Annotated in this window: 11 protein-coding genes; all 11 read right to left on the reverse strand. The window is 60.0% G+C overall.

The window, feature by feature from the left end:
• Positions 1-51 precede the first annotated feature (51 nt).
• The 11 genes from U3654_RS09530 to rplO all read right to left on the reverse strand — a co-directional run bounded on the left by U3654_RS09530 (position 52) and on the right by rplO (position 12,181).
• Positions 52-1,662, reverse strand: a complete 1,611-nt coding sequence (locus tag U3654_RS09530; RefSeq protein WP_324755104.1) for an ABC transporter substrate-binding protein — start codon at positions 1,660-1,662, stop codon at positions 52-54.
• Positions 1,663-1,980: 318 nt separating this feature from the next.
• Positions 1,981-3,591, reverse strand: a complete 1,611-nt coding sequence (locus U3654_RS09535; protein WP_324755105.1) for an ABC transporter substrate-binding protein — start codon at positions 3,589-3,591, stop codon at positions 1,981-1,983.
• A gap of 357 nt (positions 3,592-3,948) precedes the next feature.
• Positions 3,949-5,262, reverse strand: coding sequence for a replication-associated recombination protein A (locus U3654_RS09540; protein WP_324755106.1), 1,314 nt, complete (start codon positions 5,260-5,262; stop codon positions 3,949-3,951).
• A gap of 2 nt (positions 5,263-5,264) precedes the next feature.
• Positions 5,265-6,644 carry a trypsin-like peptidase domain-containing protein gene (locus U3654_RS09545; RefSeq protein ID WP_324755107.1) on the reverse strand — a complete coding sequence of 460 codons (1,380 nt, stop codon included), beginning with the start codon at positions 6,642-6,644 and terminating at the stop codon, positions 5,265-5,267.
• 130 nt (positions 6,645-6,774) lie between these two features.
• The gene (rplQ, locus tag U3654_RS09550) at positions 6,775-7,200 is read right to left on the reverse strand and encodes a 50S ribosomal protein L17 (RefSeq protein WP_324755108.1); all 426 of its coding nucleotides are present in this window, start codon (positions 7,198-7,200) and stop codon (positions 6,775-6,777) included.
• Positions 7,201-7,434: 234 nt separating this feature from the next.
• On the reverse strand, positions 7,435-8,451 hold the full coding sequence (locus U3654_RS09555) for a DNA-directed RNA polymerase subunit alpha (RefSeq protein WP_324755109.1): 1,017 nt from the start codon (positions 8,449-8,451) through the stop codon (positions 7,435-7,437).
• 113 nt (positions 8,452-8,564) lie between these two features.
• Complete coding sequence (gene rpsK, locus U3654_RS09560; RefSeq protein ID WP_324755110.1) at positions 8,565-8,954, reverse strand: 30S ribosomal protein S11; 390 nt, start codon at positions 8,952-8,954, stop codon at positions 8,565-8,567.
• A gap of 15 nt (positions 8,955-8,969) precedes the next feature.
• Entirely contained in the window at positions 8,970-9,338 is a 369-nt protein-coding gene (rpsM, locus tag U3654_RS09565; RefSeq protein WP_324755111.1) for a 30S ribosomal protein S13, read from the reverse strand.
• 240 nt (positions 9,339-9,578) lie between these two features.
• A complete protein-coding gene (locus U3654_RS09570) occupies positions 9,579-10,226 on the reverse strand; it encodes an adenylate kinase (RefSeq protein ID WP_324755112.1) in 648 nt (215 codons plus the stop codon).
• Positions 10,227-11,594: a preprotein translocase subunit SecY gene (gene secY / locus U3654_RS09575; RefSeq protein ID WP_324755113.1), complete on the reverse strand. Its 1,368-nt coding sequence runs from the start codon at positions 11,592-11,594 to the stop codon at positions 10,227-10,229.
• A 113-nt stretch (positions 11,595-11,707) separates the two neighbouring features.
• Positions 11,708-12,181 carry a 50S ribosomal protein L15 gene (gene rplO / locus U3654_RS09580; RefSeq protein ID WP_324755114.1) on the reverse strand — a complete coding sequence of 158 codons (474 nt, stop codon included), beginning with the start codon at positions 12,179-12,181 and terminating at the stop codon, positions 11,708-11,710.
• Positions 12,182-12,186: the final 5 nt, after the last annotated feature.

Genomic DNA, 12,186 nt, shown 5'->3' on the forward strand with positions numbered 1-12,186 from the left:
TGGGCCTAATCGCCCGGCGCAACTAAGCGCCGGGCCGGCGTGCGATATCGTTTAGCTTTCGAACCACCAGCGGCTGGCGGCGCGATAGCCGTCCAGCTGCCAGCTGATCGCGTACTCACCGGTGGTGCCGATATTTTTGCGCTTGCCGTAAACGAAGTTCGGGAAATACGGGATGACCGTCCCCCCGTCATCACGCGCGAGAACCGCCATATCGCGATACATCTCGGCGCGCAGGCCATCGTCCAATTCGGCCTTGGCCTGAAGCAGCAGCTTGTTGAACTCCTCGTTCTGCCAATGCGATTCGTTCCATGCCGCGTCGTCTTTGTAGGCAAGGCTGTACATCACGTCCGGCGTCGGGCGCGCACCCCAAGCGACCATGCACCATGGCTTTTTCAGCCAGATATCGGACCAATAGCCATCATTTGGCTCGCGCGAGACCTGGATGTCGATGCCCGCCGCCTTGGCGTGCTCGGAATAAAGGATGGCGGCATCCACCGCGCCCGTGGCGATGGAATCAGCAGAATGAAGCGTGACCGACAGATTCTCCACCCCGGCCTTTTTCAGCAGCGATTTGGCTTGATCGGGGTCGTAGGGCGTCTGCTCCACGTCGCTTGGCCAATAGGGCATGGCGGGCGAATGGTGAAAATCGTTGCCGATCGTTGCCGCGCCAAAGAGGATCTTTTCCATCATGTCTTCGCGGTCGATCGACAGCTTCAGAGCCTTTCGCACATTCACATCGGTGAATGGCTCCACGTCGCAGAACATCGGCATTGTGATCGTCTGCGCAGACGGCAGGTTGATCACGTCGACATCGGGATGACGCTCGACCAGCCCCATCGTCTTGTTCTCCAGCCAGCTTGTCGCGTCCGCGTCGCCGGTCACCAGCGCCGTCTGGCGCGCATTGGGATCGTTGATAAAGATCACTTCAATAGCGTCGAAATAGGCACCCTCACCATGCCAACCGTCATGTCGGCTCAGCGAGGCGCGAATGCCCGGGTCCCAGTTGTCCAATTTATAGGGGCCGCAGCCGTCACCGGATTGCCAGTTGGCGGTGCCGTCCTCGTTTCGGGGCAGGATAACGAGGTGGTAGTCCGTCATCAGCCAAGGAAGGTCGGCATTGCCTGCATCCATCTTGAATACGACGGTCGATTCGTCCGGTGCGACGATCTCGGTCACGCTGGTCAAAAGCGCCTTGGCGGTCGATGTACTTTCCTCGCCGCGGTGGAAGTTCATCGACGCGACGACATCTTCTGCCGTCACCTTGCCACCCGAGTGGAAAGTCGCCTCGGGGTTCAGCTTGAACGTCCATTCGGACGCGTCGGGCGTGGCGCTCCATTCGGTCGCGACATCTGCGCCCAGCGTACCGTCGGTGTTGATCTGCGTTAGGAACGCACGGAACGTGTGCGCCAGCAGGATCTCGGCGTTGGATTCATAGATGCCCGGATCGTGGCTGTCGCCCGAGTTGCCGTCGTGCTGCGCGATGCGGAACGTGCCGCCACGCTTTGGCTCGGCCTTGGCAGCGGTGCCCCAAAGGCCCGTTGCGGCGCTGGCGGTCACGCCTGCAGCCATTGAGTAATTCATAAAGGATCGACGCGAAACACGCCCATCGCGGGCGGCGTCGGCTAGACGATCCAGCATCTGCTGGTTTTTCGGATTGGTCATTTTAGCTCCCTGAGGGTCGTTTTCATTTATTATTTATTATTGAGCAGCCGGTAATTTGGCTCCGGCGCTGGGTGATTGTCGGCGCATCGCCGGGGCGTCGTCGGTTAGAAAACGACGCATCTATAGCAAAACACGAAAGATGGATTGCATCCACCCCTTTAGTTGAAGGTAATGATATTTATAGATATTTTACCCTCATGAAAGAATTTTGCATGCGGCGGGCGACTCGGGCAAAAACCGTTGCGGATTTAACGGCACGTTTTCGATGTCAGAATGGCGGTCCAGCGCATCAGAACGCTGGACCGCCTGATCGAACCCTTAGCTTGCGAACCACCAGCGGCTGGGGCCGCGTGCGCCGTCAAGTTCCCAGCTGGCGGCTAGTTTTTCGCCGGTCATGACCTTGTCGGTCGTCGCATAGACAAAGTTGTTAAAGAACGGGATGATCGTGCCACCGTCATCCTTTGCCAAGATCGCCATCTCGCTATACATCTGCGAACGGCGTTCATCGTCCAGCTCTGACTTGGCCTGATTGAGCAGCTTGTTGAATTCCTCATTCTGCCAGTGCGACTCGTTCCACGCCGCGTCGGACGCATAGGCGAGGCTGTACATGACATCGGGCGTAGGACGCGCGCCCCAGCTGACGGCACAGAACGGCTTTTTCAACCAGACGTCCGAATAATAGCCGTCATTCGCCTCGCGCACGACGTTCACCTTGATGCCGGCTTTCTTGGCCTGCTCCGCGTAGAGGACGCACATGTCCACGGCACCCGAGAACACCGAGTCCGCGGTGTGGATGCTTACTTCGATGTTTTCAGCACCTGCAGTCTTTAGCAGTGATTTGGCCTGATCGGGATCGTATTCCCGCTGCTCAATCCCTTCGGGGTAATAAGGCATCGCCGGGCTGTGATGAAAATCGTTGCCTTTCGTCGCCTCGCCAAAGGCGATCTTTTGGATGACCTCGTCGCGATCCATGCACAGCTTTAGCGCGTTGCGCACGTTCACGTCCTTGAACGGCTCGGCGTCGCAAAACATTGGCATGGTAATCGCTGCTGCCGAGGGCACGCTGAGGATCTTGACCGACTTGTCACGCTCGAGCAGGGCCTTGGTCTTGAGATCGACCAGCGAAATGGCATCGACGGCGCCCGTCACCAGCGCGGTCTGGCGCGCGTTTGGATCGTTCAGCACCAGCATTTCCAGCTTGTCGAACCAGGCGCCGTCCAGATGCCAACCTTCGTGGCGCGACAGGTAAAACTGAACGCCCCATTCGGCACTGTCGATCTTGTAAGGACCCGAGCCGTCGCCGGATTTCCAGTCAATGCTACCCTCGCCATCGCTGGGGCAGATGGCAAAATGGTAGTCGGTCATCAGCCACGGCACGTCGGCATTGCCGCCGTTCAGGGAAATGACGACGGTATGATCGCCGTCTGCAGTGATGTCGTCGACCGACGAAAGCAGAGCCTTGGCAGCAGATGTCGATTTCTCGCCGCGGTGGAAGTTCAGCGAATTGACGACATCCTCGGACGTCACCGGCTTGCCGCTGTGAAAACTGGCGTCGGGTGTAATCTGGAACGTCCAGACCGATGCATCGTCATTAGGCTCCCACCCGGTGGCCAGATCGTTGCCCAGCGTGCCGTCGGAATTGATCATCGTCAGATAGCTGCGATATTGATGCGCCAGATAGATCTGCTGGCGGCTGACATATGTACCCGGATCGTGGTTGTCCGACGAGTTGCCGTCATGGATGCCAAAGCGGAACGTGCCGCCCTTTTGCGGGGCCGCATTCGCCTTGGACGTCCAGAGGCCGGTCGCCGTGGTGGCGCCGACGCCTGCGGCCATTGAGTAATTCATGAAAGAGCGGCGCGAGATGCTACCGCTTTTGGCGGCAACGCCAAGGCGGGTCATCATTTCGGTGTCATTCGTGTTGGTCATAAGAAGACCTCCCGTGATTTTTCAGTGGGCAGTTGGGATGCAATCAAGCGCCGAAGTGGGCGCACTCTGTCCCTGCTGGCCGGTACGCGCGCAGTGCGACGCAAGGGCTGGCGGGATCGTCTGCAATGGAATTGCTTGATTGCAACATGCGCAGATCAAAACACGGATCGCGCTATGCCGCCAGAGCGAATCCAAAAAATCCTTTGTTTTTAAGGGTTGACGCAGGTGGACTGCGCTCTAGCGCCCCAAAACTTGCACCCATTGGCCGCAAATTACGTCACGTCAGCCGAACCTCGGATGCCAGCCAATATCACAAAACAGACCTTTCCGACTCGTCCCTCGCGGATTTTCAGGCTGCTATCCGCGCTTCATCCGCAGCTTGGCAAAGTAGTCGAGGCGCTTTTTCAGCTCGCGTTCGAATCCGCGTTCGACTGGCTGATAGAGGACAGGGCGCTTCATGGTTTCGGGGAAATAGTTTTGCCCGGAAAACCCGTCCTCTGCGTCGTGGTCATAGGCATAGCCTGCGCCATAACCCTCATCCTTCATCAGCTTGGTTGGTGCGTTCAGGATATGTTTTGGCGGCGGCTCGGACCCGGTCTTTTTGGCTTCGCGCATGGCGGCCTTGAAGGCGGTGTAGCCTGCGTTCGATTTCGGCGCGAGCGCGAGGTAAGTCACCGCCTGTCCCAGCGCCAATTCACCCTCAGGGGAGCCGAGCCGTTCGTATGTCTCCCACGCGTCCAGGCAGACGCGGTGTGCGTGCGTGTCGGCCAGCCCGATATCCTCGACCGCCATACGCGTGATGCGCCGGGCCAGATAGCGCGGATCCTCGCCCCCGGTCAGCATCCGCGCCAGCCAGTAAAGCGCGGCGTCGGGGTCAGAGCCGCGCACCGATTTGTGGAGGGCAGAAATCAGGTTGAAATGCTCGTCCCCCGACTTGTCGTATTTCGCAGCGCGGCGCATCAGGCGGCTGGCGAGGCCTTCTGTCCCCAGCTTACCCTCCACCTTCCATGCCGCGATCTGTTCGATCAGGTTCAGCAGGGCGCGCCCGTCGCCATCTGCCATCTCCAGCAACGCCTCACGCGCAGGGCCGTCCAGCGGCAGGGCGCGGTCCATCTCACGCTCGGCCCGCTGGGCAAGGCGTTCGAGGTCCGACAGGGCCAGCCGCGTCAGCACCAACACTTGGCTGCGGCTGAGCAGGGCCGAGTTCAGCTCAAAACTGGGGTTTTCGGTGGTGGCCCCGACCAGCAGGATCGTGCCGTCCTCCATAAAGGGCAGAAACCCGTCCTGCTGCGCCTTGTTAAAGCGGTGGATTTCGTCGACGAACAGCAGTGTCCCCTGCCCGTTCTGGCGGCGATGGCGCGCCTCTTGAAACACCTTTTTCAGATCGGCCACGCCCGAGAAAATTGCGCTGATCTGGATAAAGTGCAGGTCCGTCTCATCTGCCAACAGGCGCGCGATCGTCGTCTTGCCCACGCCGGGCGGGCCCCAGAAAATCAGGCTACCGAGGCTGCCCGCCGCCAACATGACGCCGAGGGGCGCTTCAGGCCCCAGAACCTGTTCCTGCCCGATCACCTCGCCCAATGTCTTGGGACGCAGACGGTCAGCCAGCGGGCGATGGCCTTGGGCCTGCCCTTCGGGTGCAGGATCGCCGGTATCGAACAGATCCGCCATGACTATAGCCTGAACCGCATGGTAAATCGCCTCTGGCCACGTTGAACGTCCAGTGCCAGACGCCGCGTCGCTGCCTCCAGCGCGGCACTGGCGCTGGTGCTGTCGGTCACGGCGGCACCGTTGATGCCGAGCAGGATATCACCCGCCCGCAGCCCGGCGCGTGCGCCGATATCGCCCGGATCCTCGACCAGCACACCACTGACGGTCAGGGGCAGGTCATATTCGGCAATCACGGCGGGATTGATCGTGCTCAGCGTTACGCCCGGCACGGCGGCGCGCGCGCCGGTCGTAAGGGTGGCACGCGGTGGCTGGTCCGGGGCGCGCTGCATCGCCACGGCCACATCGCGCGTCTCGCCATCCTTGACCACGCTCACTGCCACATCCGTACCAAGACCTGCGACGCTCATGCGGTAAATCATCTCGGCGGGGCCGTTCACCTCCTGCCCGTCCACGGCCAGGATAACATCGCCGGGTTCAAACCCCGCCGCACCAAAGGGGCTGGCCGGATGCATATCCGACAGGATGACGCCCCCCCCGCGCATCAGGCCCAGCCCTTCGGCCATGTCGTAGGTCACCGGCTGACCGCTGACGCCCGCCCAAGGGCGCTGAAACCGCGTTTCGCCCGCGCGGGCCTGTTTGACGAACTGGTCCACCAGCGTGGCCGGAATGGCAAAGCCGATACCGTTCGAGCCGCCCGAGCGGCTGAGAATCGACGTATTGATTCCGATCAGGCGACCGGCCGTGTCGACCAGCGCGCCACCCGAATTACCGGGATTGATGGGCGCATCGGTCTGAATGAAATAGCCGCGCGTGTTGCCAGTTGCGGTGCCCGACCGCGCAAGGCCCGAAACAATACCGCTGCTGACGGTCTGACCCACGCCGAACGGGTTTCCAACGGCCAGCACCAATTCACCCACTTCGACGCTGTCGGAAACGCGCAGGTCTAGCGCGGGCAGGTTTTCGGCATCCTGCAATTGAAGGATCGCCAGATCGCTTTCCTCGTCGGCCAGCAGCACGCTGGCGTCATATTCACGCCGATCATTCAGAACGACGCGGATGTCGGTGGCCTGCCCGACGACGTGATAGTTCGAAACGACAATGCCGTCGCCACCAAGGATCACACCGGATCCCAGCGAGTTCTCGACGCGCGGGCGCTGTGCGCCGAAATTCTGAAACAGCTGACCAAAGAACGGATCGTCCGCGAACGGGCTGGCCCGCCCCTCGATCACGCGGCGGGCGTAGATATTGACGACGGCAGGCGTCACCGCCTTAACCACCGGCACAAAGCCCATCTGGATTTCGGACTGCGCCTGCGGCACCTGCATATCAGCCCAAGCAGGCGTACTAAATGCGATCAGGGTAATGGCAAAGGGTTTGAGCATCGCGCATCTCCGTCATCCGTGCCTTTGCGATATGCGCGCCCCGGCACCTGATTGCAAGTTTGCACAGCAGACGCAAAAACCCCCGCCGTTTCCAGCGGGGGCTTCGCACATCTGCCCTTGCGGGCGAAATTCAATCGTCGTCGACATCCGCCAGTTCGGCAGCGACGCGTGCCTTGTCGGCCTTGCCCTTGGCAGCCGGATCACGATCTACGAATTCGATGATCGCCATCGGGGCCATGTCGCCATAGCGAAAGCCAGCCTTCAGGACGCGGACATATCCGCCCTGACGATCCTTATAGCGAGGGCCCAAAACGTCGAACAGTTTCGCGACATACTGGTCCTGCTTTAGCTGGCTGGCAGCCTGGCGGCGGGCGTGAAGATCGCCGCGCTTGCCCAGCGTGATCATCTTTTCGATGATGCTGCGCAGTTCCTTGGCCTTGGGCAGTGTCGTCTTGATTTGCTCATGTTCGATGAGCGAGCCGGCCATGTTCGCCCACAGCGCCTTGCGGTGCTCATGGGTGCGGTTCAGGCGGCGGTAACCTCTTGCGTGACGCATTTTCTATCTCCTAAACTTATTTTGCTTTGTCCGGCGGCGTGATGCGTGTCAGGCCACTCTCCTTGGGGTTTGATAACCCGGGTATTTGCAGGCCGGGCGATGTGGCCCGACCTGCGAATTCTTAAAGCGTTTCGTGAAAAACCTGATCTTCAGATTTTCGCGAAATGCGGCGCAACGAACCTATGTCGCGCTGCGCTTCGAAGTATTCCAAGCTTGGAATACTTCGAAACACTTTTAAAAGGCGTCTTCGAACTTCTTCGCAAGATCCTCGATATTGTCTGGTGGCCAGTCCTCGACGTCCATGCCCAGATGCAGCCCCATGCCCGACAGCACTTCCTTGATCTCGTTCAAGGACTTGCGGCCGAAGTTCGGTGTGCGCAGCATTTCTGCTTCGGTCTTTTGGATCAGATCGCCAATATAAACGATATTGTCGTTCTTGAGGCAATTGGCCGAACGCACCGACAGTTCCAGCTCGTCCACTTTCTTGAGCAGGAGCGGGTTGAACTCCAGCCCGTCCTCATCGTCCTGACGACCCGCGCTTTCGGGCTCTTCAAAGTTGACGAAGATGCTCAGCTGGTCTTGCAGAATACGCGCGGCATAGGCCACGGCGTCGTCGGGCGTGATCGAGCCGTCGGTTTCGATCTTCATCGTCAGCTTGTCATAGTCCAGCACCTGGCCCTCGCGGGTGGGCTGCACGTCATAGCTGACGCGACGGACGGGGCTGTAGATCGCATCGACGGGGATCATGCCGATGGGTGCATCCTCGGGCTTGTTCTTGTCGGCAGCGACGTAGCCTTTGCCGGTACCGACGGTCAGCTCCATAAAGAGGTCCGCACCTTCGTCGAGATGGCAGATCACGTGATCGCGGTTCAGAATCTCGATCCCGGAGCTGTCCGAGATATCGCCAGCAGTGACGACGCCCGGACCCTTGGCGCTAATCGACAGACGCTTGGGGCCTTCGACCTCCATGCGGACGGCGACGCCTTTGAGGTTCAGGATGATGTCGGTCACGTCCTCGCGCACACCGGCGACGGACGAAAATTCGTGCAGCACGTTGTCGATCTGAACAGCGGTGATGGCCGCGCCTTGCAGCGACGACATCAGGACGCGGCGCAGCGCGTTGCCCAGCGTCAGGCCAAAACCGCGCTCCAGCGGTTCGGCGACGACGGTTGCCTGACGCAACGGGTCATTGCCCGGCTTGACGTCCAGCTGTGTCGGCTTGATCAGTTCAGCCCAATTTTTGTGGATCATGTGTCCCTCCATACCAGTCCTGCCCGCATGTCCGACGGCCAGAACGCCCGAGGTTTCAAAATAACGTAAGTGGGGCTGCGCGGACATGCGCAGCCCCACTTGAAAAAGCGGTATTAGACGCGGCGACGCTTGGGAGGGCGGCAGCCATTATGCGCCATCGGCGTCACGTCGCGGATGGACGTGATGTTGAGGCCGACAGCAGCCAGAGCGCGCAGCGCGCTCTCGCGGCCCGAACCGGGGCCCTGCACTTCGACTTCGAGCGTGCGCATTCCGTGTTCCTGCGCCTTTTTGCCTGCGTCCTCTGCAGCCAGCTGGGCGGCGTAGGGCGTCGACTTGCGTGAGCCCTTAAAGCCGCAGCTGCCGGCCGAGGACCATGCAATCGCGTTGCCCTGAACATCCGAGATCAGGATTTTGGTGTTGTTGAAGGAAGAGTTCACATGCGCAACGCCAGTGGCGATGTTTTTGGAAACCTTCTTCTTCGTGCGGCGGGTATCGCGTGCCATATCTGCTGCCCTCCCTTATTTCTTCTTGCCGGCAATGGCCCGAGCGGGGCCTTTGCGGGTACGGGCGTTGGTATGGGTGCGCTGACCGCGAACCGGCAGGCCCCGGCGGTGGCGCAGACCACGATAGCAACCAAGGTCCATCAGACGCTTGATGTTCATCTGCGTCTCGCGGCGCAGATCACCCTCGACGGACAGGTTCGCGTCGATATACTCGCGCAGCGCAACCGTTTCGGTATCGCTCAGCTCGTTGACACGGCGCGTCTGGTCGATGCCGACCGCTTCGCAGATGGTTTTGGCCGTCGAATGGCCGATACCGGTGACATAGGTGAGGGCAATGGGAACCCGTTTATGCGTCGGGATGTTGACGCCGGCGATACGTGCCACGTGCATATTCCTTTTCGTTGCGGGTCCGTAATGCCAGACCCTTTTTTCACAACGCAGGCCCGAGGCGCATGGCATCGGGCCGCAGCTGAATTCAGGTAATCGATTCGGTATGGAGCTAGCCCCATATGAATCAGCGTCCCTTGCGGGATGCTGCTGGTTAGGGGGAATTGCCTTGGCCGTCAAGGGCGGCGCGACAAACTTCTGCGCCCGGCCCTTTTCCGCCGCTCCACTGTGCCGTGATTAGCCCCCGAGAGCGTTCGCAACAGCAGCGCGGACGTCCTCGATTTCGCCCAGACCATCCACCGTGCTGAGCATATCCTTAGCGTAGTAATACCCAATCAGCGGCGATGTTTTCTTGTAATATTCCATGAGGCGATTGCGCAGCGCCTCTTCGTTGTCATCCGCGCGTCGAATGAACTCATTTTTCTTGCCGCAAGTGGTGCAGATTCCATCCACGGGGATCGGTTTGGTGTTGTCGTTGTAGACCGCGCCACAGCCCCCACAGGTCGAGCGGGCTTTGATGCGATCAACCAATGCATCGTCGTCGACCTGCATCTCGATCACTGCATCCAATGTCTCGCCGCAATCGGCCAGTAGCTTTCCCAACGCATCCGCCTGCGGCAGCGTGCGTGGGAAGCCGTCAAAGATGAAACCGCCACCCTTGTCGCCTTCCAGTTTTTCACGGATCAGACCGATCACGATGTCATCCGTGACCAGATCGCCGCGCGCCATAACTTCGGCAACTTTCCTGCCCATCTCGGTCCCGGACTCCTTGGCCTCGCGAAGCATGTCGCCGGTGCTCAGCTGGATCATGTTTCGTGTTGCGACCAAGTGATGCGCCTGCGTGCCCTTGCCCGCGCCCGGCGGTCCGAGAAGTATGATGTTCATCTATTTTCGCCCTGTCCCTTTGCGACGTGTGCGCCGCTTGCCTTTACCGCCCAACTGCGATTTTTCGATCAAGCCCTCATATTGATGCGCCAGAAGGTGGCTCTGCACCTGCTGAATCGTATCCATGGTGACCGAAACGACGATAAGAACCGATGTGCCGCCGAAATAAAAGGGAATGGCGAACTGGGCGCGCAGAATTTCAGGCAGCAGGCAGACCAGCGCCAGATAGCCCGACCCAAGAACAAGGATGCGGCTGACCACATATTCGAGGTATTCCGCCGTGCGCTTGCCCGGACGGATACCGGGGACAAAGCCGTTCTGGTTCTTGAGATTGTCAGCGACCTCATCAGGTTTAAACGCCACGTTGTAGGTATAGAAATACGTAAAGAACACGATCATGCCGGTGAAGAACAGCAGATAGAGCGGCTGACCGGGACCGAAATAGGCCAGAACCGTCGACATGATCGGGCTGGACCCCTGCCCGCCCGAAAACGTGCTGATCGTCGTCGGCAGCAACAACAGCGAGCTGGCAAAAATCGCGGGAATCACGCCCGCCGGGTTCACCTTGATCGGCAGATGGGATGAACCGCCGTCATAGACCTTCATCCCGACCTGGCGGCGCGGATACTGGATGTGGACCTTGCGCAGGGACCGCTCCATGAACACCACAAAGGCGATCACGACGATGACCATCACGATCACGCCGATGATGACCGCAGGGCTGATCGCGCCGCTACGCCCGCTGGCAAAGAACTGCGCCAGCGCTGCGGGAACCTCGGCGATGATGCCGACAAAGATGATAAGGGAAATGCCGTTGCCGATGCCGCGCGCCGTAATCTGCTCGCCCAGCCACATCAGGAACATCGTGCCGCCGATCAGCGTTACCATGCACGAAACGATAAAGAAGCCGCCGGGATTGGTGACCAGATCCCCCGATTGCAGGCTGACCGCAAGGCCGTAGGATTGCAACGTCGCCAGAAATACCGTGCCGTAGCGCGTGTACTGGTTGATCTTCTTGCGCCCCTGCTCGCCTTCTTTTTTCAGCTGTTCCAGTGCGGGCACCATTGCCGTCATCAACTGAACGATGATTGAAGCGCTGATGTAGGGCATGATTCCGAGTGCGAAAATACCCATCCGGCCCAAGGCACCGCCCGTGAACATCGACAGCATTCCGCCAATGCTGGCCCCAGCCCCTGCCATAAACTCGCGCAGTTCGGCGCCGTCGATGCCCGGAACGGGGATCCATGTGCCAAGGCGGTAGACTATCAAGAGCAACAGGGTAAAGACGATGCGCTTGCGAAGATCGGTGGCCTTGCCGAGCGCTGCCCAGCTGGTGTTGGCCGCCATTTGTTCTGCTGCAGATACCATTCGGCTCACTTTCGGAATGACAACGCCGCCGACTGCTGTTTTCCAGCGGCCCGGCGGCGTCGTTTTGAAAAACTAGGGGTTTTGTAAGCGGCGCGCTGGCCGCTCACAACCTCTTATTCAGCCGCCTGCGCGCTTGTGACTTTCAGTGAGCCACCCGCCTTCTCGACCGCCTCGACCGCCGATTTCGACGCGCCGGTCACTTCCAGCGCGATTTTGGCGCTGATATCGCCCTTGGCCAGCACGCGAACGCCGTCCAACTTGCGGCGCACGAGGCCGCATTCGATCAGCGCGTCCTCGGTGATTGCTTTGCCAGCGTCCAGCTTCTTGTCGTCGATGAACTTCTGGATCAGGCCCAGATTGACGACGGCGAATGCCTTGCGGTTCGGCTTGTTAAAGCCGCGCTTGGGCAGACGCTGATAGAGCGGCATCTGGCCGCCCTCAAAGCCCTTGATCGCCACACCCGAACGGGATTTCTGACCTTTGATACCACGGCCAGCGGTCTTGCCCATGCCCGAACCGGGGCCACGGCCAACGCGCTTGCGCCGTTTAGTTGCGCCATCATTATCGCGCAGTTCATGCAGTTTCATGTCGC

Origin of the sequence: Roseovarius sp. Pro17, from assembly GCF_035599575.1 — a bacterium.
Lineage (GTDB): Bacteria > Pseudomonadota > Alphaproteobacteria > Rhodobacterales > Rhodobacteraceae > Roseovarius.

Coding starts and splice junctions, on each gene's coding strand:
- U3654_RS09545 (WP_324755107.1), bottom strand. CDS start 6,644: ATGCTCAAACCCTTTGCCATTACCCTGATCGCATTTAGTACGCCTGCT.
- U3654_RS09555 (WP_324755109.1), bottom strand. CDS start 8,451: ATGATCCACAAAAATTGGGCTGAACTGATCAAGCCGACACAGCTGGAC.
- rplO (WP_324755114.1), bottom strand. CDS start 12,181: ATGAAACTGCATGAACTGCGCGATAATGATGGCGCAACTAAACGGCGC.
- U3654_RS09540 (WP_324755106.1), bottom strand. CDS start 5,262: ATGGCGGATCTGTTCGATACCGGCGATCCTGCACCCGAAGGGCAGGCC.
- rplQ (WP_324755108.1), bottom strand. CDS start 7,200: ATGCGTCACGCAAGAGGTTACCGCCGCCTGAACCGCACCCATGAGCAC.
- U3654_RS09530 (WP_324755104.1), bottom strand. CDS start 1,662: ATGACCAATCCGAAAAACCAGCAGATGCTGGATCGTCTAGCCGACGCC.
- rpsK (WP_324755110.1), bottom strand. CDS start 8,954: ATGGCACGCGATACCCGCCGCACGAAGAAGAAGGTTTCCAAAAACATC.
- secY (WP_324755113.1), bottom strand. CDS start 11,594: ATGGTATCTGCAGCAGAACAAATGGCGGCCAACACCAGCTGGGCAGCG.
- U3654_RS09570 (WP_324755112.1), bottom strand. CDS start 10,226: ATGAACATCATACTTCTCGGACCGCCGGGCGCGGGCAAGGGCACGCAG.
- U3654_RS09535 (WP_324755105.1), bottom strand. CDS start 3,591: ATGACCAACACGAATGACACCGAAATGATGACCCGCCTTGGCGTTGCC.